Consider the following 23557-nt stretch of genomic DNA (forward strand, 5'->3'; position numbering starts at 1 on the left):
AGGAATAGTATATATATGCTTAAAATATATGTGAAGGCTATACTTTGAGAGGTAAACGGCCATAAGAAGCAAGAATAAAAAAGCCCGACCAGCTGCCGGGCTTTTATTTCCATAGTCTTAGTTTGTACTAAGGCATACCTTTTCTGCTTGTAGCGCATTCCTGCAGCAAGCATGAATAAAATCATTACGTATATCGGATACGTCTTTGCAGGTATTCCGTTTTGGATTTCGTGTTATCAGTAAAATAATAAGGGCTAAAACAAGCTGTACAGCACCGAAAAGGGAGCCTTAGACTTAAAGCTCCCCTTTTCGGTGGGTGGTACTGCCCTGCAGTGCTAAAAGGCAGGCTTTATTAACCTGCCCATCCTTCCCGGTCAAGGCTTCTATACTGTATGGCTTCCGCCAAGTGTTCTATCTTGATGTCATCGCTTCCGGCAAGGTCTGCAATGGTGCGACTTACTTTTAAGATGCGATCATAGGCGCGGGCTGAAAGCCCCAGGCGCTCCATTGCCGTCTTAAGCAAAGTACGCCCTGCTTCGTTTATCTGGCAGATTTCCTTAACCATCTGAGAAGGCATCATGGCATTAGAGTAAATCTGGGGCACTTCCTTAAAGCGTTCTGTTTGTACTTCCCGGGCGCGTACAACACGCTCACGCACGGTACTGCTCTCCTCAGCCTTGCGGGTAGCGGTCATTTCATCAAAGGTCACAGGCGTTACCTCCACGTGTAGGTCTATCCGGTCCAGCAAGGGGCCGCTTACTTTATTCAGGTAGCGCTGCACCACACCGGGTCCGCAAACACACTCTTTCTCGGGATGGTTGTAATAGCCGCAGGGGCAGGGGTTCATACTGGCCACCAGCATAAAATTAGCGGGGAAGTCTATGGTTGTCCTGGCACGCGAGATGGTAACGCGCCGCTCCTCCAGAGGCTGCCGCATAACCTCTAGTACGGTACGCTTGAACTCTGGTAGCTCATCCAGAAACAGCACACCGTTGTGAGCCAGCGATATCTCTCCCGGCTGCGGCATACCGCCCCCGCCCACCAGGGCTACATCAGAGATGGTATGATGCGGTGAGCGGTAAGGGCGCGTGGTAAGGAGAGAGGCAGCCTCCCCCAACTTACCGGCTACAGAGTGTATCTTTGTTGTTTCGAGTGCCTCGTGCATCGAGAGGGGGGGCAGTACCGAGGGCAAGCGCTTGGCCAGCATCGTTTTTCCAGCACCGGGAGGGCCGATCATAATCACGTTATGACCACCTGCAGCGGCAATTTCGAGGGCCCGCTTGATGTTCTCCTGCCCCTGTACATCGGCAAAGTCGGCAGCATATTGATCTACAGAGCTTTGAAACACCTCGCGTGTGTCTATTACCATAGGGCTAATCTCCCGCTTGCCGTCCAGAAACTCAATCGCCTCCAGGATATTGCTTACCCCAATCACATCCAGGTTATTAACGATCGCAGCTTCCTGAGCATTCTGGCTAGGAAGAATAAAGCCCTTAAAGCCTTCTTTTCGTGCCTGTATGGCAATGGGTAACACTCCCTTGATTGGCCTCAGCGATCCATCCAGCGAGAGCTCCCCCATGATCAAGTACTGAGACACTTTATCCTGCGCAATCTGGCCAGAAGCCGCCAGTATACCCAAGGCAATAGTAAGGTCATAAGCAGAGCCTTCCTTACGGATATCGGCAGGAGCCATATTGATGACAACCTTCTGACGCGGAATTTTATAGCGGTATTGCTGGAGGGCAGAATGAATGCGTTGTTCACTCTCTTTAACGGCATTGTCTGGCAGGCCTACCAGAAAGTACTTGGTGCCAGGGCTAACATTTACCTCAACAGTAACAGTGTAGGCGTTTACGCCCTGCACAGCGCTGCCATACGTCTTAATCAACATGTAGGATGCTTGGTTTAAAGGGGGACTCAACTTATTACGAGCGTGAACATTATCTTAAAAAGCAAAGTTCTGAAATTATACTAATTTTATAAGGACTAATACAGAACATGAACAAGAAAAAGATTGGTAACGCAAGGCTCTTGGCTTAAAGGCTGCTATTTCTCCCTGAAAGTAAACCCTTCTTACTTCTTTGTTGTTTTCTGCCCTAACTGAAAACTATACAGCGACTTACCTTTTTATAGTGAGCGATAAAATTAAGACAGCCCATAGGTTGGAGCCAGGGGAGACGGTAGAAAAACCGGTGCAAAGCGTTTTGGCGATCTTTAACAAAGCGCAAGGCCGTGTGAGGGAGATGCTAATGAAGGGCTTGCCTTTGCAGGAGGTATTAGATGAACTCATTCGGGTCATACAGGAAACACATCCTGATATGCGGGGCTCTGTACTTGCCTTGAATGCCGCCCAAGGAACTTTACACCCTGTTAGTGGACCGAGCTTATCGCAAGAGTACTCGGCTTTGATCAATGGTGCTTTCATTGGTCCAGAAAGCGGTTCTTGTGGTACGGCAGCTTTTACAAAAAGCCGTGTGCTGGTAGCCGATATCAGCCAAGACCCACTGTGGGCACAGTTCCGGAAGGCACTCGATTATGGTTTAAAAGCCTGCTGGTCGCATCCGATCTTCTCTGCTGAAGGAGAGGTATTAGGTACTTTCGCGATGTACTACACTTCCTTAAGAACCCCTACAACAGCAGAGGTAGAGCTTTTGGAGCTGGCGGCTGGTCTCGCAGGTACTGCTATAGAGTGGAAGCAAGTCCTTAACGAGCGTACATTGCTGGAGGGGGATTTGCGCAAAGCAAACGAGGAACTGCTAGAGCTAAATGCGGACCTGGATAAGCGGGTAAAGGAGCGAACAGCTGAACTGGTGTATCAAAGCCAGGTAAGGCAAACAGTTACGGATAATGCCACAGCAGCTTTGTTCATGAAAGACGAGTTCGGGTGCTGTACTTATATGAACCCGGCAGCACAGGCTATGACAGGATATACGTTGGAGGAAGTAGTAGGGCAGCCCTTGCATAACATCATCCATTACAGGCATCCTGATGGTAGCGCTTTTGATCTTGGAGACTGTGTACTGGAAAAGGCTCTTTTACAGAACATGAAGGTGAGGGGGCATGAGGATGTTTTCATCAGGAAAGACGGTAGCTTTTTCCCGGTTTCCTGTGCTGCAAGCCCTATCCAGGAGAACGGAAAGCTGATAGGTACTGTGGTGGAGGTCCGTGACGTGAGCCAGGAGAGGCGCGCGCAGCAGGAGGTGATGGAAAGCTCGGAAAGGTTTCGCCTGCTTCTGGAGGCCATGCCGCAGTTCGCCTGGACGGCTAAGCCTAATGGCCAGCTGGACTTTATCAGCACCCGTTGGATAGCCTACATTGGTGGCGATGAAGACGAGGGGCTGGGAGAAAGCTGGGTAAGATCGTTGCATCCGAAAGACACTGAGCACGCGTTACAAGCCTGGGCAAAAGCCCTGAACACGGGCAGTGATTATGAAGCAGAGTTTCGGGTGAGACGTTATGACGGAACATACCGATGGTTTTTGGCGAGGGCTTTGCCTTTGACCTCAAAAGATGGAGAAGTGAAAAAGTGGTTTGGTACCACCACAGACATCCATGAACAGCGCCTGGCTATTCAGAAGCTGGCCGAGGCACAGGAGCAACTCAAGCGCACAAACAATGAACTGAACCAAAAGAACCGGGAGCTAACACAGACTAACGCAGACCTGGACAATTTTGTCTATACCGCCTCACATGATTTGCGCGCGCCTATTATTAACCTGGAGGCCTTGCTGCAGGTGTTGGAGGAGGATTTGACTAGAGACACAGTAGTAGAGGTGTCGGGGCTATTGGGTATGATGAAGGGATCCGTATCGCGCTTTAAGAAAACGATAGAAGACCTGACGGATATTTCTAAAACGAAGAAGAGCCAAGCGGAGACTAAGGAGAACATTATCCTTAGTGAGTTGATGGAGGAAATAAGAGAAAGTGTACAGGAGCTCGTGAACATATCAGGTGTCACGATAACAGGGGGCTTCTCGGAGGTTCCTCACTTCCTCTTTCCTCGCAAAAACCTGCGTAGCCTGGTTTATAATCTTGTTTCTAATGGGGTTAAGTACCGCTCGGCCGCGAGGCCCTCTGTTGTTAAGGTTTCTACGGCTAGGATAGGAGGCATGGTACGGCTGCGTGTACAGGATAACGGACTAGGAGTGGCTGTAGAAAACAAGGAGCACTTGTTTGGTATGTTCAAGCGCTTTCACGATCATGTGGAAGGTTCTGGCGTAGGGCTGTATATTGTAAAGCGCATTGTAGAAAACGCCAATGGTTACATAGAGGTAGACAGCAAGCTAGGGAGCGGGACTACCTTTGATGTGTACCTGCCCATATAAGACCTGAAAAAGGTCGATTCATAAATAAAGCGAGGCAATCAATTCTGTGTTGCCTCGCTTTTTTATGTTGTTTGCCCCTGCTATGTCAGCTTTTGTTCTAGCAACAGTATCAGGATATGAATTACCTTGATGTGAATTTCCTGTACACGATCCGCGTAACCGAAGTGCGGTACGCGAACTTCTACGTCACATAGCGGTGCTAGCTTCCCTCCGTCTTTACCTGTTAGGCCTACTACTTTCATACCTTTAGCCTTAGCAGCCTCAGCAGCTTTGATCACGTTGCCGGAGTTCCCGCTGGTACTGATGGCCAGCAGTACGTCGCCTGGGTTACCCAAGGCCTCTAAGTAGCGCGAAAAAATGAAGTCATAGCCATAGTCATTTCCCACGCAGCTCATATGACTCGGATCCGAGATAGAGATAGCTGGCAAAGCACGTCTGTTGTCGCGGTAACGTCCTGTCAGCTCTTCGGCAAAGTGCATGGCATCGCACATAGACCCGCCGTTCCCACAGCTCAGAATTTTGCCACCATTGCTTATCGCTAGTGCCATGGTATCGGCTGCAGCCTCAACAGATGCTATGTTTGCTGCATCAGACAGAAACGCTGTAAGCACTTCCTGTGCCTGCGTTAGTTCTGCCAATATAGTGTTAGATGTCATTTAAGTCCTTATTTGCTGACTTCAGCCTTTTCTTCGACTTGGGCCCGCTGGTAGTTATTGCTTCTGAACTCCTGACGTTTTTCATAGAGGTCAGCTTTCAGTTCATTTATTTTTAGCTGTGCCATGTGTTGTTCGTGCTTCAGGCCTGCCACGTGCACGCGGCTTACGAGCAGCCTTGCCAGCATAAGCACACCCCCCACAGCGGCTATAATTTTATATAAATCTAGAACCTGGTTTTCTGTGCTGATATTAAAAATAGTGTTCTCGTTGAGTACAGAGGTTAAAAGAAGTACTGTAAATACAACGTAGGCCAGTACCAATAAATCAAGAATCGCCTTGAGTGCTCTCATGTATTAGCTATTTCCTGTGCAACATATTTTCTTAAAATTAAGAAGAAAATATGGCTTTTTCCTAGCGGTAGTAGCCTAATTAACAATTTTAGCGGTATGGCTGCTCTGTAAATACTATTTATCCATTATGTCGTTAGCTGCATTTGGGTAAGTTTTGCGTACAAACCGCTCACCTGAAGTAACTCGTCATGGGTGCCCCGTTCTACTACCCGCCCTTCCTGTAGTACCACAATTTCGTCGGCATGTTGGATGGTACTCAGGCGGTGCGCAATTACGATAGAGGTGCGGTTTCGCATCAGGTTAGTCAGTGCTTCCTGCACCAGCTTTTCTGACTCTGTGTCCAGTGCCGAGGTAGCCTCATCCAAGATCAGAATAGGCGGGTTCTTCAGGATGGCGCGGGCAATACTGATACGCTGCCGCTGACCTCCCGAAAGCTTACCGCCTCTGTCTCCGATTATGGTCTGGTAACCATCCTCCGTGTTCATGATAAAGTCGTGCGCATTAGCAATGCGGGCCGCTGCGACTACTTCAGCCTCGGTGGCGTCTGTTTTGTTAAAAGCGATATTGTTAAAGATGGTGTCGTTAAAGAGTATTGGCTCCTGGGTCACCACCCCCATCTTATCCCGTACTGACTCCATGGTATAGTCCCGGATGTCGTGTCCGTCAATAAGAATAGCGCCTGCCGTAGGGTCATAAAAACGCGGAATAAGGTCTGCCAGGGTGGACTTTCCACCCCCTGAAGGCCCTACCAACGCTACTGTTTTGCCTTTGGGTATGCGAATGTTTACGCTCTGCAGCACAGGCCTTTCTCCGTAGCCGAAATGCACCCCCCTGAACTCGATCTGGTCCTTAAAGCTGGGAAGCACTTTAGCGTCGGGCTTGTTTACTACCAGTGGCTTGGTGTCAATTACCTGCAGTACGCGGTCTCCTGATACCAGTCCTCGCTGGATATTGCTGAAAGAGGAGGACATCGCCTTCGCTGGAACCAAGACCTGGGAGAAAAGGATGATGTAAGTAATAAACTCTGCAGGCTCCAACTCTGACTGTTGACTTAACACGAGGTTTCCGCCGTAGTAAAGCAGGCCTGCCACCACCGTTACCCCTAGAAACTCAGAAAGTGGCGAGGCTAGGTCCCGCTTGTTGGCGATGGAGCGCTGGATACGGGCATAACGGTTGTTTTGGTCCTGGAACTTGTTCAGGATGAATGGCTCAGCGTTGAAAGCCTTGATTACACGAATACCACTTAGAGTTTCGTCTATTATGGTAAGTATAAAGCTGAGTGAGCTTTGCCCTTGTTTTGCTTTGCGCTTAAGTTTTTTGGAAATGGCAGCAATCACACCCCCTGATAGCGGGAGCAGGATTAGTGTAAAGAGCGTTAGCTTAACTGACATGGTAAACAACACCACAAAAAAAGCGATGATGCTGATAGGCTCACGGATTACCACGGTGAGGGTATTCACGACAGAGCTTTCCACCTCCTGGATGTCTACTGTCAGGCGTGTCATCAGGTCCCCTTTACGCTCATTTGAGAAGAAGCCTAGGTGCAGTTCCGTCACACGTTGGTAAACAGCATGTCGCATTTTCTTTACCACGTGTGCCCGTAGTTCCCCTACAATGCGGAAGGCCAGGTAGCGGAACAGGTTAGCCAGGAAGATAGAAACCACCACTACCACGCATACAAAAAGTAAGGCACCCTCGCGGCCTTCAGTCAGGATTACCTGACCAAAGTAATAGTTGAAGAAGTCAGTGAAAAAGCTCAGCTTAAAGCTGAATTCCGGGCGCTGTGTTACCATTGTAGCAGCTTCTTCGGTCCCTACCTGTGCAAACAGCACATTGAGCAGGGGAATGATCAGCGCAAAGTTAAAGATACCGAAGATGATGCCCAGGATGGTGTAGATGGTATACAGTGGCACAAACCGGCTGTAAGGTTTGGCAAACTGGAGTATACGAAGGTATGTCTTCATGAGAGTATAGAACACTGTCAGCCATTGTCAAAGGCCTACAGCAGATAGGGCAGCCTATACGGTGCCGGTACTACAGGTTAAATGTTGATAAGGCTGTTAGGGAATAACCCTTAAGCTGCAGCAAAGATACTTAATTAAAAGGCAGGAAAGTAAAAAGGTAGAGAGTTGCCTTTCTACCTTTTTACTTTAGATGGTGGTATTGCTATTGATTAAAATACATATAGTCGTGGCGCAATGTTCCAGCGGAAAGCAACGGAGGTGAAAACCGTGTTATGGTCTAAAGCATTTATTTCCGCATCCGATCTCCGGAGAACCTGCCTCAGGTCCAGGAACATATTATGCTTGAGTTGATAGGAGAGGGTCAGGTCCAGGAACAGCAGGTCTGTCGCAATACCCTGCCCTATTTCATTACCGTAACCTAAAGCGCGGTCGTAGTAAGAAAAGAGCACGTTGTTGCCGTAGTTCAAAGTGTCTGTCGCTGTTACTACGTCCTGGCCATAACGGGTAACAATCGCTTTGCCTGTAAGCATCAGACGTGGGAGCGGCTGATAGTACGCTATCCCGATCAACTCGTACAGGTTAGCGCCGATAGGGTGAGCCAATGGTTGGTTATAGTGTTGGTAATTCGTAAACTGGTCCTCGTGCTGGTAAGTATAAGGGCGTATAAGGTTTACCTCGCCCTGCAGGTCCAGGTTGTTCAACCCGAAAGCATCTATGTACTTAGCCCCGATTTGCCCGGCCTGCTTATTTGCCCACCAACCATTACCTGCCGTAACTTCTCTTAGCTTAAACTCATCCAAGAATAGCTGGCCGTAAAGCTGTACACGGTCCCGTATGTTCCAGCGGAAGTCGGCGCCCAGCATGGCATTGTCCTCACTTCCCAGACCTTGTTCGATACTTCTGTAGAAGATAATAGGGTTGAGGTATTGCAGTTCAAACTTTCCTTCGCCACGAGCAAAAACAACTTGCTCAAACAGGCCCAGGTTAAAGTTATCTGTTATGTTAACTCCTAAGCGGTGTAGTGCCATGTACTTTTTAGGGAATAACAAATCCCCTTCGCCACGGCGGTACTCAGAAGTTAACTCCTGAAACAAGTTCATGTAATGGATCTTCCAAACCTGCGTATTCAGTTTCAGGAAAAAGGCCGGAGGGGCAAAGTCTGAGTAAATTAATGAACGGTAGCCATCTCCTATAAACTGCCTGTCGTGCCCTAGCAGTATCTCTACATGATCGCTTAACGCATAGTTAATATAGCCCCGGGCCGTGGTGAAATCGTAGGCATTTTCTTTAAAGGGCTTCCACAGCGTTTCGTGCGGGACTACATTGTCCCGTTGGATACGGTCTATTACATAGCCTGGGAAACGCGCCTGGGTTTCTCCTATAAAAGCGTAATAACCAAATCTGTCATCAATCGTGCCCTCTACTTGTACACCACGCGTGTTGATGTAACGAGTACCGTCCGTTTGGTTGTCCAGTCCCACCTCAAAGTGTAGCACCGGGTTTACACGAACCGTAAAGTTTTCATTCTCGAAGTGATAGAGATCTGTTCTATTGCGGAAGAAGTATTTTAGGATCGGCTTTTGGCTTTCATTAACCTCCAGCTCGGTATAGTTCCAATTGTCGTTGAGCAGGTACAGCGTGTTAAACTGGTCAACAGGGGTGGTGGCGTTACGCGCACTCACCTCCGCCAGCTCTGCCACATCCTGCCGGCCGTAGGGGCGGACCGCTGTCTGTAGTTCGGGTACCTGGTCGCCATACTTGATCTGATAACGGTCTATCCAGTGGTATACATCGCGGTTGTAAGGAACGTATGTGTCCTGTGCCTGTGCGGCAAAGCTAAAAGCAAGGGTGAGTGCTAAGGCACCAAACGTACTTTTCATGTACAGTATCAGTTATAGGGATTGTGATGATGCAATGCGAATGTACTCTTTTAAAAGCTGTTTGTTCCGGGGAAAAGCCTGAATTTATAAGATTCCAACAGTAAAAGCTACATAATTTAGCTGTTCTCTGTTAAGTACCCAGTAGTAGAACTTTTATGGGTGGGAATAACCTGTTCTTTTTTGCGTATCATCAGCGGTTTCATCTCTTCTTCTTTCATGGAAGGGTGCTTGAAACTTTGGTCTAATTTTGGCACAAGGCCTCTGCCTTACGTACCTTTAAGCCAATACAAATGCTTTGGCGCCTCTTATGGAAAAGAACAAGCTCAACATCCTGATCAATACCCCCTCTTTAGCGAACCATTATGTTGCTGAACTACGTGATACCACCATTCAAAAAGACAGCATGCGCTTCCGACGTAACCTTGAGCGCTTAGGGGAACTGTTGGCCTACGAGATATCTAAAACCTTGCCTTATACCACGGCCACGCTTACCACTCCACTTGCTCAAACCGAGACAAAACTGCTAGCCGAACAGCCAGTATTAGCGACTATTCTGCGGGCAGGGCTGCCTTTGTACCAAGGCATGCTTAACTACTTTGATAAAGCCTACAGTACTTTTGTGGGAGCTTATCGGGTAGAGGAGGAAAATACGCAGCTGCAGATTAATATGGAGTACCTGGCCTCCACGAACCTGCATGATAAAATATTGATTCTTGCAGATCCTATGCTGGCAACCGGTAGGTCTTTGGTGGAGTCGTACCAAGGCATGCTACGGCATGGTAAACCCAAGCAGGTACATATTGCTGCTGCTATTGCGGCTCCTGAGGGACTGGCATATGTACAGCAGAAAGTACCGGAGGCCTACATTTGGCTTGGGGCACTAGATGACCATCTGAATGAGCGTTCCTATATTGTGCCAGGTCTTGGTGATGCCGGCGATCTGGCCTTTGGGCCTAAAGTGTAGCTCCAAACTTTGCCTGTAAGCCCTTATTACCACCTAATCCGTAAAGATTCGGTAATTAGCTGACTGGCTATAAAGCTTGTTAGAATAATTACAATTATTGCTGCTATCCTGTGCGTATACTTACGTATAATTTGTTATTTTGAGCGTTCTGTTTAGTAGAATACAATTTTAGTCCGAAGCGGTGCTAGTAGAAGTATTGAAGTACTTGTCGGTGTACCTGATAAGTATGGTGAAGTTTTTCGGAGGACCTGTGACGGGAATGTCACTAGGGCTGTCCTATATAGAGACTACAGCATTAACGGTGGCGGGGATGATGACAAGTGTTATTATTTTTTCCATCATTGGCAGAGCCGTTTCAAAATGGTTCTCAAAACGAAGGCGCTCCAAGCGAAAGCCCATATTCAATAAAAAGAACCGCCGTATCGTGCAGGTCTGGAAACGCTTCGGTGTAACAGGCGTTGCCTTTCTGACCCCTGTTATCTTTACACCAATATTCGGCACTATTGTAGTGGCCCTCTTTGGGGCCTCCCGCAAGCATATTTTCATTCACATGCTCTGGAGCTCCATTTTTTGGAGTGCAGTTCTTAACCTGCTCGTTTTTAAGTTCGGCCATATGGCAGAGGGCCTGTTATTAAGTATCAAGTTTTAGTTTGATGCCGAGAGCAGATGAGCTACGCTCTAGTAAAAGAGTCTGATCGCGTTTGAAGAGAAATAAAAAAGGACAGCAACCTTCTCCAGTTGCTGTCCTTTTTTATTTCTTTCTGCTCCCTTTCTTCTTGGTCTTCTGCCAGAACGAGTCCCTTGGATCGCCTTTACTTTTCCTTCCTTTCTCAAAGTTAGACTTGTGCTTCCCCTTTTTCTCGTGGAAAGCCCCTTTGAAGTCTGGGTTTTCACGACGTTTCTGGCGGTCTACATCTCGGGCCATTTCCTGCTGCTCTTCAAAAGGCGTTTCAAACACCTTTACCTCAGCAGGCATCGGGTTTTGCGGGATCTGCATTCGGATGATCTTTTCGATCTTATGCACGTGGTACATTTCGGCCTCTGTGGCAAAGGTAATGGCTGCCCCTTCGTTCTCAGCACGACCCGTGCGACCAATGCGATGCACATAGTCTTCGTAAATTAGCGGCACGTCAAAGTTAATCACATGGCTTACCATGCTGACGTCGATGCCGCGTGAAGCCACATCTGTTGCGACCAGAAAACGGACCTCTCCTCCCTTAAAAGCCTCCATGGAGTTAATGCGTGTGTTCTGTCCTTTATTTCCGTGGATGGCCCGTACTTCGCCGTAATTCCGGTGCTCCAGAAACTTAGACACACTCTCCGCGTTTTTCTTACTTCTGGTAAAGATGATCACCCGGTTAAAGGTCTCTGTATCCTGGATCAGGTGCTCAAGCAGCTCTATTTTGGTGCGTAGGTTAGGCACCTTGTAGAGTACCTGGCTAACTGTTTCTACCGGGGTGGCCTGAGGGGTTATCTCTACCCGGGTCGGGAACTCCAGGAACTCCTCCGACAGTTCAACCACCTTGTCAGGCATGGTGGCGGAGAACAGCAGGTTTTGGCGCTTACGGGGGATTACCTCCAGTATTTGGCGAATCTGAGGCATAAAGCCCATGTCCATCATCTTGTCGGCCTCGTCCAGCACCATTGTCTTTAGCTCTTTCAGCACCAGTTCGCCTTTTAGGTAAAATTCCATCAGGCGTTTAGGGGTGGCTACGAGTATGTCTATCCCTTCATGTACTCTGGAGAGTTGCGTCTTTGGACCTACTCCTCCGTAAATAGCCGCAAAGCGAAGGTCAGTGTACTTGGCCAGCAGCCCGATGTTCTCCTCTATCTGCATGGCCAGTTCCCGGGTAGGGGCAAGGATGAGGGCACGAGGGTTCGTACCTTGCGCATATTTTACTTTCATGAGCAGCGGTAGGAGGTAGGCAGCAGTTTTACCGGTTCCTGTCTGGGCAATGCCTAATATATCATGCCCTCCCATAATAACCGGAATAGCCTCTAGCTGAATAGGGGTAGGCTTGTCATAGCCAGCTTCCTCAATGGCATTTAACAGCTGTTTGTTCAGTTTGAAATCTTCAAATGTGATGTTCTCCTTTTCTGTTTCTTCTGCCATGGCTATAGTGCTTTTACTTCGCGTTCTTACAAAAGTACGGGAATTTTGCGGTTAGGAGGTAAAAGCTGTGCTTCCTGTAATTACAATGCAGGGGAAAAGCCTGCAGAACACCCGCAGGGAAGAAAGTGGAGTTAATATCCCTCAGGTGGTGCGCATCATGCTGTAGGTGTCGCTAGATGTGCCGCAAACCGCTGTTGCGCTGCTGAAGAGGTAGATTAAAACAGCGTTAGATGTGCCGATTAAGTTGGCTTCCCGTATCTTAGCAGCATGAAAAGTATCCTGATAAAGAACGCACAACTCGTTAACGAGGGAAAAGTAACTACTGCCGATGTACTGGTAAAAGAAGGACGCATTGTACAGATCGGGCAAAACATAGCTGCTGAGGTGGATGAAAGCATCGATGCAACAGGCCTGCATCTGTTGCCAGGGGTAATTGATGACCAGGTCCACTTCCGGGAGCCGGGGCTGACGCATAAGGCAAACATCGAAACGGAGGCCAGAGCGGCTGTAGCAGGCGGCACTACTTCTTTTATGGAAATGCCGAACACGGTGCCCAACGCCGTCACGCAGGAGTTGCTGGAGGACAAGTACAATATTGCCGCAGAAACCTCTCTGGCTAATTACTCCTTCTACATGGGGGCCACAAACGATAACCTGGCAGAGGTGCTGCTTACCAACCCTAACACCGTGTGTGGGATCAAGATCTTTATGGGATCCTCTACAGGAAACATGCTGGTGGATAATGAGGAGACGCTGGAGCAGATATTTGCCAAGGCCAAGCTGCCGATTGCTGTGCACTGCGAGGATGAGCAGACCATCCGCGACAACATGGCGATTTATGAGGAAAAGTACGGAGATGATATCCCGGTGAAGTGCCACCCCGAAATCAGGAATGAGGCAGCTTGCTTCAAGTCTTCCTTTATGGCAGTAAAGCTGGCCGAGAAGCACAACACCCGCCTGCACATCCTGCATATTTCCACTGAGGAGGAGCTGAAACTCTTCCGGAACGATATTCCACTAGAGCAGAAACGTATTACTGCCGAGGTATGCACGCACCATCTCTGGTTCGATAAGAAGGACTACGATGAGCTAGGTAACCAAATTAAATGTAATCCTGCTATCAAAGAACACCGCCATAAAGAGGCGCTGTTGCAGGGGCTGCTGGAGGATAAGCTGGATGTTATTGCCACAGATCATGCCCCGCATACCTGGGAGGAGAAGCAGAACAAGTACAGGAAAGCACCATCAGGAATACCACAAGTACAGCACTCGCTACAGATGATGCTGGAGTTTGTGCGTGAGGGCAAGCTGACACTGGAAAAGGTGGTGGAGAAAATGAGCCATGCACCAGCCGTACTTTTTAACGTACGTGAGCGTGGTTATATACGGGAAGGCTATTGGGCTGACCTGGTGCTGGTAGACCTGAACAAGCCCTATACTGTTACCAAAGACAACACCTATTACAAGTGCAACTGGTCCCCGTTCGAAGGCTACACCTTCAGCAGCTCCATTACGCATACACTGGTTTCAGGACATTTGGCCTTTGTGAACGGTGCTTTTGACGAGAGCAAAAGAGGAGAGCGGCTACTGTTCGACAGGTAATCATGGAGCTGGAAAAGTTTAAAGAGCTGCATGCCCGTTTTTTCGGGAAAGAGCTGCCGGAGGAAATAACAGCCTCTAAGGAGTATGAAGCTTATGTTGACGCCATCCACGATAACGAGGAGTGCTATAACTGGGCTACTGCTGAAAAGCTAAAGAGCAATGGGTTCTATCCCGACGGTTACTGCTGCATGATGATGGCCGACAAAGTGTATGAAAGCCTGGACCAGGACGGGGAAACAAAGTATAATGATCCGGAAGTGATCATCAATAGATGGGATGAGGGGCTTTACGGAATACCAGTGCATAATGGCAGCGCAACAATGGTTGTAATTAACTACTGCCCGTGGTGTGGCAGTAAGCTGAGTAAGTAAGAGTTAAGCTGCTCCTGTTTCGCTTAGGGCTGTCGGTGCTTGTTGTCTTTCCATTTTCTGTGTTCGTAAGTATAGAAGCGGAGTAGTCTGAATGGGCTGATAGGTATGTTTTTTACTAACTGAGTTACGATATACTTAAGGTACTAACAGGGGTATAAAAGAAGCGATGCGTAAAATTTTTAGGTAAAAAATGCGTCCTGGTATTGCATTCTGTGATTTCCTCTTTATATTTGCACACTCAAACGAGACACGGTGGTTGTAGCTCAGTCGGTTAGAGCACCAGATTGTGATTCTGGGGGTCGTGGGTTCGAGCCCCATCTTCCACCCCAAGCCCTTGAAGCGAACTTCAAGGGCTTTTTTATTTGGATAAATTGATAAATTGTGGAGTGGTTAAATTGCTGGCTACGAGCTGTTGACAGCAAGCACTTAACAGTTAAACCATTTAATAGTAATTTAAAGGTATGAGCTTAACAGTAGTAGGTTCGATGGCGTTTGATGCGCTGGAGACTCCCTTCGGAAAAACAGATAAGATCGTAGGTGGCGCGGCTACCTATATTTCATTGGCTGCTTCTTATTTCGTGAAGCCGGTTAACGTGGTATCAGTGGTAGGTGGTGACTTTGACCAGGATCACATTAAACTGATGCACGAGCGTAACATTAGCACCGAAGGAGTGCAGGTAAAGGAGAACGAGAAGTCTTTCTTCTGGTCTGGCCGCTACTTTAACGACATGAACAGCCGCGAAACTCTGGTGACAGAGCTAAACGTGCTGGGCGACTTCGATCCGATTATTCCGGACAGCTATCAGGGGTGTGAATTCCTGATGCTGGGCAACCTTGCCCCACAGGTGCAGCGCACGGTTATTGAACGCCTGCACAACCGCCCGAAGCTGATCGTGATGGACACCATGAACTTCTGGATGGATATTGCGCTGGACGAGCTGAAAGAAACAGTTAAGTTAATTGATGTGCTTTCTATCAATGACGAAGAGGCGCGCCAGTTGAGCGGTGAGTACTCTCTGGTAAAAGCTGCCAGGAAAATCATGGACATGGGGCCAAAATTCCTGATCATCAAGAAGGGGGAGCACGGGGCCCTGTTGTTTAACGAAGATAAAGTGTTCTTTGCCCCAGCCCTGCCTTTAGAAGAAGTGTTTGACCCAACCGGAGCGGGAGATACCTTTGCGGGTGGTTTTATCGGGTACATTGCCAGCACGGGTGATGCCAGCTTCGAGAACATGAAGCGTGCCGTGATTCATGGGTCAGCCCTGGCCTCTTTCTGCGTGGAGAAGTTTGGCACGGAACGCTTGAAGAAGCTGTCGCAGGAGGAGATTGATAACCGCGTACAGAAATTCGTGAACCTGGTGGCTTTTGATACCGTGCTACAGTAGTAGCCATAAAAGATATGGAAAACAGGAAGGGAGGCTAAGGCTTCCCTTTTTGTATTTAAAAGCTCTGTATTCTCAAAGCCTATTTTGCCGGTTCTGTAACAAAAAGCCCTGGGGTGGGGTAAAACTAAGTGTAGACTAAAGAGGAGATAGGAATATGAGCGATAAGAATAAAAATAACGATAAAGAAAGATTACAGAAGCAATCAGAAGAAAACGTTCTCTCTAAAGTGGAGAATAAGCGCCAGCAGGAGGGCTATAACAAAGAAGTACAGATAGACCCTGCGAAGAAGATACTGCAGACGGATGACTCCAAAGTGCAGAACCCCAACCGCAATTTGGCGCAGGGCGGTAACAATATGCCTTTCGATAAAAAGTAAGGCAATTACGCAAGATACAAACTATGAAAATAACGAGAGCGGAAGGCCTTTAAAGGCCTTCCGCTTTTTTGTGCCTGCCCTGCTGTGCTGTGCTGCCCTCAAATCCTTATCTTTCGAGAGATTCATTTCTATGGCATATGCTTAAAACGGATGTATGTATACTGGGTGCAGGGCCAGGAGGTGCTACAGCAGCCCTACACTTAGCTAACAAAGGTATTTCCTCCTTGCTAGTGGATAAAGCGGTGTTCCCTCGTGATAAGGTATGTGGAGATGCACTGAGCGGGAAGGTAGTAAACGAACTGCGCCGTATCTCACCGGATCTACCACAACTGTTTAGCCAGGAGCAGGAGGCGCTACCTTCCTGGGGCATTCACTTCATTTCACCGGGAGGGGAGAAGCTGAGCGTTCCTTTCAAATACAACTACCAGAAGGCCCAAGATGCCCCAGCCGGTTACATCTCTAAACGCCTCCACTTCGATAACTTCTTGATAGAACAGGTAAAGCAGCGCTCTGAAGTGCGGTTGCTGGAGGGAGTAGAGGTCGCAGCTTTTGAACGGTTGCCGGAAGGCGGCTTTGCGCTGCTCGGGAAAGACAGCCAGTCCCTGATTCAGACCAAGCTCCTGTTAGTAGCCAATGGGGCACAGTCTGCTTTTAGCCGGCATGTAGCCAACCTGCAGCAGGAGCCTGAGCATTACTGTGCTGGCTTACGGGCTTATTACAAAGGCGTGGAGGGTTTGGATGGGGATAACTTTATCGAACTCCATTTTTTCAAGGATTTCCTGCCTGGTTATTTCTGGATCTTCCCCTTGCCTAATGGCCATGCAAACGTAGGCGTTGGCATGCTCAGCAGTGCAGTGAGCAAAAAGAAAGTGAACCTGAAGAAAGAGATGCTCCGGATGATCGAATCGCACCCGGCGCTGCAGCAGCGTTTCAGGAATGCAGAGTTGCTGGGCGGAATCAAAGGATATGGCTTACCGCTGGGCTCTAAAAAACGACGCATCTCTGGCGACAACTACATGCTATTAGGTGACGCCGGTGCCCTGATAGACCCCTTTACAGGAGAAGGGGTAAGCAATGCCATGATCAGTGGCCGGTGGGCAGCAGAGCAGGTGTTTCAGTGCCTACAGGCACAAGACTTTTCGACGGCCTTCATGCAAGGGTACGATAAAGCGGTATACAACCGACTCTGGAAAGAGCTTAAACTGAGTCGCCAGATGCAGAGGCTGTTGAACTATCCATGGCTGTTTGATAAAGTTGCCTCCAAAGCATCTAAGAACACCGTCTTGGCAGAAACTATCTCCTGCATGTTCAACGACCTGGACCTCCGCGAACGCCTCAAACAGCCGTCTTTCTACCTCAAACTGCTGTTTAATTGAAAATAGACGAAAGCAAGGAGGCAGGCATTCAACAAGTACTGTTCTCCTAGCACGAGCCTTTCTTCCTTTAAAACTCCTGCTTCAGCCAAAGCTTAAAGTTTTCCTGCTCAGCCTGGGTGGCGTCCTTACGCTTTTCCACGAAGTACCTGCTGTAGTAGGATGAGTCATTCTTCTGCAGGCGCACTACATGCAATTGTTTGTCCCGGAACAGAACCAGTTCTACTTCGTCCGGCTCTAGTGCCAACAGCTGTTGTAGGTTGTTCTCCAGCTTGCGCCCGTTCAGTGCTACCAACTCATCGTCGATGCTTAACACCTCGCTTGCCGGGGAATCAGGGGCTATTGCTATAACTTTAGAAGTCTCGTCAGAAGAAACTTTAAAACCGTACTTGTGCTCATACAGCAGCGAACTCTCTTGTTTCCGTAATGTGCAACCTACATACCGTAGCGCTTCGTCCAGTGCATCCTCGATTGGTGCCGTGCCGTTAATGAAATTATCAAAGTATGTTCTAAAGGAAGTCTGTCCTACCTCATCCACGAGGGCCAAATAATCATCCTCGGAATAGCCAATGCTCTTTTTCCCAAAGCGTTCCCATAGTTTCCGCATAACAGTGTCCAGGCTGGCCTTATTCTCTGTTGCTTTGCGTAGCTGCAGGTCGAGTAGCATAGCTGTGAGCATGCCTTTGATATAAATAGAAACCTTACGGTCAGGTATGCCCGGCTTATAACCATCCAGCCATAAGTCGAAAGAGGAGTCAGCCACAGAGAGATTGTTGCGACTGTAATCCGCAAAGTAGCGCTGCAAAGAAGTGTTCAGCTCCTCAAAGTACTGCTCTGCTGTAAAAAAGCCGGAACGAGCCAGCATATAGTCCCCATAATAAGTCGTTACTCCCTCGGCTACATAGCCTGTTTTAAAGTAGTTTTCTTGAGAAAAGTTATAGGGCATTAACTCTTTGGGGCGTATCTTCTTGATATTCCAGGTATGGAACAGTTCGTGCGAACTAACGCCGATGAATTCCTTGTACAGGGACGGTGCCATAAGCAGTTCTCCTGGTCCGAGGGTAATGACAGTCGAGTGGCTGTGCTCCACCCCGTGATAAAAGTGGTAGGGTAAGATTTCGTTCAGGTAATGGTATTCCGCGACAGGAAAGTCTTCGAAAACGTGCAGCTGCTCTTTTGTGAAAGCCTCAAAGTCGCTTTTGATGCGCTCCCAATCCGGCTGGCAGTCGCCCTGCATCCAGATGTGAAAAGGAATATCATTCACCGTAAAAGTTTCCTGCTTCAGGCTATCGCTGGCTATAAAGGGGCTATCAACCAGTTCGTCGAAGTTAGCAGCCTCTAGCGTGTGCTTCTCTTGCTCCTGTAGGCCACTAGCCACCTGCCAGTCTTCAGGTATCTGCAACTGTAGGGTGCACGGTTCGTGCTCGCGTCCCTCTACGGCCATCATGCAATTGATGGGGTTAACGTACAGTTGCGTTTCATCCAGCCAGGATCCGCCTGCGTCCATCTGGCGGGCATAGAAATCATAGTTTACCGCTACTGTTTCGGCTCCATTGGTCTCTATCAACCACCTGTCCTTCGTTACCTTTCGGATAGGGAGTTTTTCGCCATTAGCAGTGGCTGTAACACCCCGTAGCTTTTGGGCAAAGTGCTGTAGTTCGTACCGGCCGGGGCGCCAGGCCGGCAGTTGCAGATACAGTTCCTGCTCCCTATTGCGGGGTATGGTAATGGTGATATGGAGGAAGTGTGTGAGGGGATTTGAGTAGGAAAGGTTGTATTTTATCATCTTGCTGCCTTCGTGGTTTTATGCGCTATTGCTCTTGTAACGCCTATGTAGCCGTTTAAGATTGATAATTTTAAGAGAATATTTGGGGATGACTTTGCTAATTTAGAAAAGGTTACCTAATTTTGCAGGCCATAATAAAAGCATTGGCATACGATGAAAAGAACATTCCAGCCTTCTCAGAGAAAAAGAAGAAACAAGCACGGTTTCAGATCACGAATGGAGACCGCTAACGGTAGAAGAGTATTGGCCAGCAGAAGAGCCAAAGGCAGAAAGAGACTTACAGTTTCTAGCGAGAAAAGACATAAGGCAGCTTAATCCCTGAATGGGGAATTTGCTTTGCATTGCCTGGGCCGCTAATGGATTCAGCAGCAGCTAACGAGCAGCAAGCCGAGCAGCCATCATCCTATACATTTTCAAAAGAAGAACGCTTGTGTAGTAAGCGCCTCACCGCGCTACTGTTTAGCAAGGGTTCTTCTTTTAATTTGTATCCGCTGCGGTTTGTGTATTACACGCCGCAGGACCCATTGCCTGGGCATACCCAGGTACTCATCTCTGTTTCTAAGCGCTATTTTAAGCGTGCTGTAGACCGTAACCGCCTTAAGCGGCAAATACGGGAGGCGTTCCGCCTCAATAAGCACATCCTCGCACAATCTCAAGAGCAGGCTCCGCAGCTCCTGGGTATAATTTATATCGGCAAGGAAAAAAAGTCCTTTCATTCCATCCAAAAAAAACTAATTTCAGGGTTGGTACGTTGTTTGAATAAGTAGCAATACTACTTTTCTGCGTCCTATCTAACCTAGAAATTATGTACAAGAAGTCTATTGCCGGTCTGTTTGTTGGCGTTCTTGCCTTTGGCCTACTTTCCTTCAAAACCGAGTCTGAGCGTTACTTTGAGATAGCCAAAAACCTGGATGTTTTTGCCACGCTTTTCAAAGAGGTGAACACCTACTATGTAGATGATGTGCCTCCAGCCAAAATGATGCGTACCGGCATTGACGCCATGCTCAAGTCGCTGGACCCCTACACTAATTACATTCCAGAAGACGATATCGAAGACTTCCGCACCATGACTACCGGCCAGTACGGTGGTATCGGTGCTGTGATTGGCAGTCGCGAAGGAAAAGTAGTGGTGCAAATGCCTTACGAAAACTCGCCGGCCCATAAAGCTGGACTGGCCATTGGTGACGAGATATTGAAAATAAATGGTGTAACGGTAACCGGTAAGTCTACTTCAGATGTAAGCAAGCTTTTGAAAGGGCAGGCAAATACTTCTGTTAAACTGGAAGTGCGCAGCTATGGACAAACAAAGTCCAGAACAGTAGAATTGTTGCGAGACAATATTATGGTAGAGAACGTGCCGTATTATGGCATGTTAGATAATGAGATCGGTTATTTCCAGCTGTCTGGCTTCACGGTTGATGCTTCGAAAGAGGTGAAAATGGCTGTTCAGAAGCTGAAAGAGATGGGGGCGAAGAAAATAGTTTTCGACCTGCGCGATAACCCGGGAGGTTTACTGCATGAAGCAGTAAATATCTCCAACGTGTTTGTGGACAAGGGGCAGGACATCGTTAGCACCAAAGGCAAGGTAAAGGAGTGGAACAAAACTTATAAAGCACTGGATGAACCTCTTGATAAAAACATTCCGCTCGTGATTCTTACCAGTTCCCGCAGTGCCTCGGCTTCTGAGATTGTAGCTGGCGTGATGCAGGACTACGACCGTGCCGTGTTGGTAGGAGAGCGTACGTTCGGGAAAGGCCTAGTACAAGTAACACGTCCTTTATCTTATAACTCACAGCTAAAGGTAACAACAGCTAAGTACTATATCCCAAGTGGACGTTGCATTCAGGCGATTGATTACACACACCGTAACGAAGACGGTAGCGTAGGTAAAGTGCCGGATTCACTACGTGTTGCTTTTAAAACTGCGGCCGGAAGAACAGTATACGATGGTGGTGGGGTAGCGCCTGATGTGGAAGTAAAACAGCAAGAGTATTCCGATATCACCAAAACCATTGCGGCTAAAGGCTATTTCTTTGACTATGCGAATAAGTATAAGTTTGAGCATCCTACTATTCCGGCCGCTAAAGAGTTTAACCTTACTGATGAAGAATACAAAAGCTTTGTTTCTTACTTGAGCGGTAAGGATGTGTCTTATGCTACTAACATAGAAAGTGAGTTGGATGAGTTAGCAGCTGAGGCAAAAGAAGGCAAGCATTATGATGATATCAGGGCAGAACTGGAGGCAATCAGAAACAAAGTGTCGCACAACAAGGCGAATGATTTAATGCGCTTCAAGTCCGAAATCATGGAGGTGTTAGAGGCTGAGATCGCTTCAAGATACTACCTCCAGAAAGGCTACATTGAAGCTACATTTGATGATGACCCGGATATTTTAATGGCAAAGCAAGTGCTGAACAATCCAGAAAAGTATAGTTCTTATCTGAAGTTAAACTAGAGGGAGACAGTGTATAGGAGGGTGGTGCCAAAAGGTGCCACCCTCTTTTGTTGTAAAGCCCATCCGTATAACTCTCCCTACAAACTAGTGTTTTGGAGCTGTGCAATGTTCCATTAATTTTGTAAAAAGATTCCAGGTAGCTTGCCTAACTAATTTACTATATATTATGCCTTTGTTGCTTGCCATTGAAACCTCCACTACTGTTTGCTCTGTTGCCTTGTTCAACGGACCACAACTGCTAGGGACTTCTGAGTTGCAGATAGAGAAGTCTCACTCTTCGCATATTACGGTTATGATAAGCCAGCTAGTAGAGAATTGCGGCATAACCTTACAGGATTTGGAGGCGGTGGTAGTCTCAGGAGGGCCTGGGTCGTATACAGGCTTGAGGATAGGGTCAGCTACAGCAAAAGGCCTTTGTTACTCACTTAACATTCCCTTGCTGGAAGTTTCAACTCTGCATGGCTTGGCTGCACAAGTTGTGGCTGTCACACCAAAGCCTTCCCGTTTCCTGTTTTGTCCTATGCTGGATGCCAGAAGAATGGAAGTGTATCTTTGCGTGCTGAATAGTCAGCTGCAGGAAGTAGAGCCAGTAGCCCCTGTTGTGTTGGATGCCAGTACACTGGAAGACAGGCTAGCAGAGCAGCAAATAGTTTTTATGGGTAGTGGCGCGCAAAAATTCAAAGAATTGGTAGCCGAAAACGAAAATGCTTTGTTTGTAGATAACGTAGTGCCGTCTGCCATTACCATTGGGCAATTAGCGCTGCAGAAGTATGAGCAAAAAACGTTTGAGGATGTAGCCTATTATGAACCCTTCTATTTAAAGGATGTTTACATAACAAAAGCAGGTAAAAGCGCTAAATAAGAACGAGATATGTCAGAGATAATAAACAAAGTAGCACAGAGCGCGCTGGTTACACTCAACCTGGAGGAGTTGGTTCACCCGGGAGAGCGTGTGGTATACGATATAAAAGATAACCTCTTCCATGGCCTGATCCTTAAGGAGAAAGATTTTCGAGCCTTTATGAAAGAGCATGACTGGTTGCAGTATCAGGGCAAGAATGTGGCGATCATATGTTCTGCGGATGCTATAGTGCCTACCTGGGCTTATATGTTATTAGCAACAAAGCTGCAGAATCATGCAAATCATTACGTGTTCGGGAACCTGGAGGCACTGGAACAGTCTTTAATGCAGGAGGCGATCAACAAAATTAATGTAGAAGAATACCAGGATGGCAAAGTAGTGGTAAAAGGTTGTGCAGGGGTAGAAGTGCCAACCTATGCCTATGTGGAAATAATGCGAAAGCTTTTGCCTGTAGTAAGTAGCCTTATGTATGGCGAACCTTGCAGTACTGTGCCGTTATATAAGCGCCCTAAAACTGTATAATAAGTTTAAAAAAGCAATATTTAATAAAGCTCCCGTCGGATAGGCGGGAGCTTTATCTTTTTCCTTTAGTGTGAGCTTATCAGCTGTTGAACTTCGTGGAGTTGGTCTTAGGTTACCTCCGAGCGGTGGGGGAGACTCCAGCGACTAGGCGGTAAAAGGGGATTACTGGGTAAAGCAATCCTGCCAAGGGGGAACTTCAGGCCCCGCTTTTGCTGTTTTTTTCCAGCACTAAGAGGAAAAGCATGCAGGGGGAGCAGTTAAAAAGCTGTTTTAGCCGGAGCTTCCGCCGGTCCTCTGGCTGTTACCCTCTAGCGCCCGCTCTAGAGAAGGGGATCAAAAAGAATCCCCCACTGCCTGAGCTACTTAGCTTTTTTTCTGCGCTGATCTTCCCTTGGGCCTTGCTTGCCGGGAAACTTTGCCTACCTTTGCGCTCCCTTCGGCAGGACAGGGGCAGCGATAACAGGGGTTGAATGAGTCTTTAGCAGGCAAAGGGAAAAAGAGAAAAACCTCTCCCCTGGTGCTTGCAAAACGAAAAACTCTTCTTACCTTTGCAGCCCGCTTCACAAGGAAGGG

At 47.9% G+C, this 23557-nt stretch carries 20 protein-coding genes and 1 tRNA gene; 14 read left to right on the forward strand and 7 right to left on the reverse strand.

Annotation, left to right across the window (positions count from 1 at the left end):
- Positions 1 to 352: 352 nt before the first annotated feature.
- The gene (locus CHB92_RS19740) at positions 353 to 1891 is read right to left on the reverse strand and encodes a YifB family Mg chelatase-like AAA ATPase (protein ID WP_089320960.1); all 1539 of its coding nucleotides are present in this window, start codon (positions 1889 to 1891) and stop codon (positions 353 to 355) included.
- A gap of 241 nt (positions 1892 to 2132) precedes the next feature.
- Between CHB92_RS19740 and CHB92_RS19745 the strand changes: the two genes are divergently transcribed.
- Positions 2133 to 4325 carry a PAS domain S-box protein gene (locus tag CHB92_RS19745; RefSeq protein ID WP_144266351.1) on the forward strand — a complete coding sequence of 731 codons (2193 nt, stop codon included), beginning with the start codon at positions 2133 to 2135 and terminating at the stop codon, positions 4323 to 4325.
- Positions 4326 to 4405: 80 nt separating this feature from the next.
- Here CHB92_RS19745 and lpcA read toward each other — a convergent pair whose 3' ends face one another.
- The 4 genes from lpcA to CHB92_RS19765 all read right to left on the reverse strand — a co-directional run bounded on the left by lpcA (position 4406) and on the right by CHB92_RS19765 (position 9175).
- Positions 4406 to 4981, reverse strand: a complete 576-nt coding sequence (gene lpcA, locus CHB92_RS19750) for a D-sedoheptulose 7-phosphate isomerase (RefSeq protein WP_089320962.1) — start codon at positions 4979 to 4981, stop codon at positions 4406 to 4408.
- Positions 4982 to 4989: 8 nt separating this feature from the next.
- Positions 4990 to 5331, reverse strand: coding sequence for a hypothetical protein (locus CHB92_RS19755; RefSeq protein WP_089320963.1), 342 nt, complete (start codon positions 5329 to 5331; stop codon positions 4990 to 4992).
- Positions 5332 to 5456: 125 nt separating this feature from the next.
- Entirely contained in the window at positions 5457 to 7295 is a 1839-nt protein-coding gene (locus CHB92_RS19760; protein WP_089320964.1) for an ABC transporter ATP-binding protein, read from the reverse strand.
- A 209-nt stretch (positions 7296 to 7504) separates the two neighbouring features.
- Positions 7505 to 9175: a hypothetical protein gene (locus CHB92_RS19765; protein WP_089320965.1), complete on the reverse strand. Its 1671-nt coding sequence runs from the start codon at positions 9173 to 9175 to the stop codon at positions 7505 to 7507.
- A gap of 307 nt (positions 9176 to 9482) precedes the next feature.
- Between CHB92_RS19765 and upp the strand changes: the two genes are divergently transcribed.
- Both upp and CHB92_RS19775 read left to right on the forward strand, forming a co-directional pair.
- Entirely contained in the window at positions 9483 to 10139 is a 657-nt protein-coding gene (gene upp, locus CHB92_RS19770; RefSeq protein WP_089320966.1) for a uracil phosphoribosyltransferase, read from the forward strand.
- Positions 10140 to 10320: 181 nt separating this feature from the next.
- On the forward strand, positions 10321 to 10788 hold the full coding sequence (locus tag CHB92_RS19775) for a hypothetical protein (protein WP_245842735.1): 468 nt from the start codon (positions 10321 to 10323) through the stop codon (positions 10786 to 10788).
- A 102-nt stretch (positions 10789 to 10890) separates the two neighbouring features.
- On the opposite strand, the gene CHB92_RS19780 is transcribed toward CHB92_RS19775, so the two are convergent.
- Positions 10891 to 12252 (reverse strand): DEAD/DEAH box helicase, encoded by a 1362-nt coding sequence (locus CHB92_RS19780; protein WP_089320967.1) that lies wholly within the window; start codon positions 12250 to 12252, stop codon positions 10891 to 10893.
- Between the two features lie 267 nt (positions 12253 to 12519).
- Between CHB92_RS19780 and CHB92_RS19785 the strand changes: the two genes are divergently transcribed.
- From CHB92_RS19785 to CHB92_RS19810, 6 genes are all read left to right on the forward strand, one after another.
- Positions 12520 to 13854 carry a dihydroorotase gene (locus tag CHB92_RS19785; protein ID WP_089320968.1) on the forward strand — a complete coding sequence of 445 codons (1335 nt, stop codon included), beginning with the start codon at positions 12520 to 12522 and terminating at the stop codon, positions 13852 to 13854.
- Between the two features lie 2 nt (positions 13855 to 13856).
- Complete coding sequence (locus CHB92_RS19790; RefSeq protein ID WP_089320969.1) at positions 13857 to 14225, forward strand: DUF6980 family protein; 369 nt, start codon at positions 13857 to 13859, stop codon at positions 14223 to 14225.
- A 252-nt stretch (positions 14226 to 14477) separates the two neighbouring features.
- A tRNA-His gene (locus CHB92_RS19795) sits at positions 14478 to 14554 on the forward strand.
- 132 nt (positions 14555 to 14686) lie between these two features.
- Positions 14687 to 15610: a PfkB family carbohydrate kinase gene (locus CHB92_RS19800; protein ID WP_089320970.1), complete on the forward strand. Its 924-nt coding sequence runs from the start codon at positions 14687 to 14689 to the stop codon at positions 15608 to 15610.
- A 154-nt stretch (positions 15611 to 15764) separates the two neighbouring features.
- Positions 15765 to 15986, forward strand: a complete 222-nt coding sequence (locus CHB92_RS19805; RefSeq protein WP_089320971.1) for a hypothetical protein — start codon at positions 15765 to 15767, stop codon at positions 15984 to 15986.
- 137 nt (positions 15987 to 16123) lie between these two features.
- Complete coding sequence (locus CHB92_RS19810; protein WP_089320972.1) at positions 16124 to 17362, forward strand: NAD(P)/FAD-dependent oxidoreductase; 1239 nt, start codon at positions 16124 to 16126, stop codon at positions 17360 to 17362.
- A gap of 67 nt (positions 17363 to 17429) precedes the next feature.
- On the opposite strand, the gene CHB92_RS19815 is transcribed toward CHB92_RS19810, so the two are convergent.
- Positions 17430 to 19145, reverse strand: a complete 1716-nt coding sequence (locus tag CHB92_RS19815; RefSeq protein WP_089320973.1) for a M61 family metallopeptidase — start codon at positions 19143 to 19145, stop codon at positions 17430 to 17432.
- Between the two features lie 153 nt (positions 19146 to 19298).
- Here CHB92_RS19815 and rpmH point away from each other — a divergent pair, with 153 nt between their 5' ends.
- From rpmH to CHB92_RS19840, 5 genes are all read left to right on the forward strand, one after another.
- Complete coding sequence (gene rpmH / locus CHB92_RS19820) at positions 19299 to 19460, forward strand: 50S ribosomal protein L34 (protein WP_071784616.1); 162 nt, start codon at positions 19299 to 19301, stop codon at positions 19458 to 19460.
- A gap of 41 nt (positions 19461 to 19501) precedes the next feature.
- Positions 19502 to 19912 (forward strand): ribonuclease P protein component, encoded by a 411-nt coding sequence (gene rnpA, locus CHB92_RS19825; RefSeq protein ID WP_089320984.1) that lies wholly within the window; start codon positions 19502 to 19504, stop codon positions 19910 to 19912.
- A 38-nt stretch (positions 19913 to 19950) separates the two neighbouring features.
- Entirely contained in the window at positions 19951 to 21600 is a 1650-nt protein-coding gene (locus CHB92_RS19830; RefSeq protein WP_089320974.1) for a S41 family peptidase, read from the forward strand.
- Between the two features lie 166 nt (positions 21601 to 21766).
- A complete protein-coding gene (gene tsaB, locus CHB92_RS19835) occupies positions 21767 to 22462 on the forward strand; it encodes a tRNA (adenosine(37)-N6)-threonylcarbamoyltransferase complex dimerization subunit type 1 TsaB (RefSeq protein WP_089320975.1) in 696 nt (231 codons plus the stop codon).
- Positions 22463 to 22471: 9 nt separating this feature from the next.
- On the forward strand, positions 22472 to 22984 hold the full coding sequence (locus tag CHB92_RS19840) for a DUF2480 family protein (RefSeq protein WP_089320976.1): 513 nt from the start codon (positions 22472 to 22474) through the stop codon (positions 22982 to 22984).
- The last annotated feature ends 573 nt before the right edge of the window (positions 22985 to 23557 follow it).

It is taken from the genome of Pontibacter ummariensis (assembly GCF_900188175.1).
Classification (GTDB): Bacteria; Bacteroidota; Bacteroidia; order Cytophagales; family Hymenobacteraceae; genus Pontibacter; species Pontibacter ummariensis.

Bases quoted from the DNA above. Each gene is read 5' to 3' on its own strand.
- tsaB (WP_089320975.1), top strand. From the start codon at position 21,767: ATGCCTTTGTTGCTTGCCATTGAAACCTCCACTACTGTTTGCTCTGTT.
- rnpA (WP_089320984.1), top strand. From the start codon at position 19,502: ATGGATTCAGCAGCAGCTAACGAGCAGCAAGCCGAGCAGCCATCATCC.
- CHB92_RS19840 (WP_089320976.1), top strand. From the start codon at position 22,472: ATGTCAGAGATAATAAACAAAGTAGCACAGAGCGCGCTGGTTACACTC.
- CHB92_RS19760 (WP_089320964.1), bottom strand. From the start codon at position 7,295: ATGAAGACATACCTTCGTATACTCCAGTTTGCCAAACCTTACAGCCGG.
- CHB92_RS19815 (WP_089320973.1), bottom strand. From the start codon at position 19,145: ATGATAAAATACAACCTTTCCTACTCAAATCCCCTCACACACTTCCTC.
- CHB92_RS19800 (WP_089320970.1), top strand. From the start codon at position 14,687: ATGAGCTTAACAGTAGTAGGTTCGATGGCGTTTGATGCGCTGGAGACT.
- lpcA (WP_089320962.1), bottom strand. From the start codon at position 4,981: ATGACATCTAACACTATATTGGCAGAACTAACGCAGGCACAGGAAGTG.
- CHB92_RS19805 (WP_089320971.1), top strand. From the start codon at position 15,765: ATGAGCGATAAGAATAAAAATAACGATAAAGAAAGATTACAGAAGCAA.
- CHB92_RS19790 (WP_089320969.1), top strand. From the start codon at position 13,857: ATGGAGCTGGAAAAGTTTAAAGAGCTGCATGCCCGTTTTTTCGGGAAA.
- CHB92_RS19785 (WP_089320968.1), top strand. From the start codon at position 12,520: ATGAAAAGTATCCTGATAAAGAACGCACAACTCGTTAACGAGGGAAAA.
- CHB92_RS19740 (WP_089320960.1), bottom strand. From the start codon at position 1,891: ATGTTGATTAAGACGTATGGCAGCGCTGTGCAGGGCGTAAACGCCTAC.
- CHB92_RS19780 (WP_089320967.1), bottom strand. From the start codon at position 12,252: ATGGCAGAAGAAACAGAAAAGGAGAACATCACATTTGAAGATTTCAAA.
- CHB92_RS19810 (WP_089320972.1), top strand. From the start codon at position 16,124: ATGCTTAAAACGGATGTATGTATACTGGGTGCAGGGCCAGGAGGTGCT.
- CHB92_RS19830 (WP_089320974.1), top strand. From the start codon at position 19,951: ATGTACAAGAAGTCTATTGCCGGTCTGTTTGTTGGCGTTCTTGCCTTT.
- rpmH (WP_071784616.1), top strand. From the start codon at position 19,299: ATGAAAAGAACATTCCAGCCTTCTCAGAGAAAAAGAAGAAACAAGCAC.
- upp (WP_089320966.1), top strand. From the start codon at position 9,483: ATGGAAAAGAACAAGCTCAACATCCTGATCAATACCCCCTCTTTAGCG.
- CHB92_RS19765 (WP_089320965.1), bottom strand. From the start codon at position 9,175: ATGAAAAGTACGTTTGGTGCCTTAGCACTCACCCTTGCTTTTAGCTTT.
- CHB92_RS19755 (WP_089320963.1), bottom strand. From the start codon at position 5,331: ATGAGAGCACTCAAGGCGATTCTTGATTTATTGGTACTGGCCTACGTT.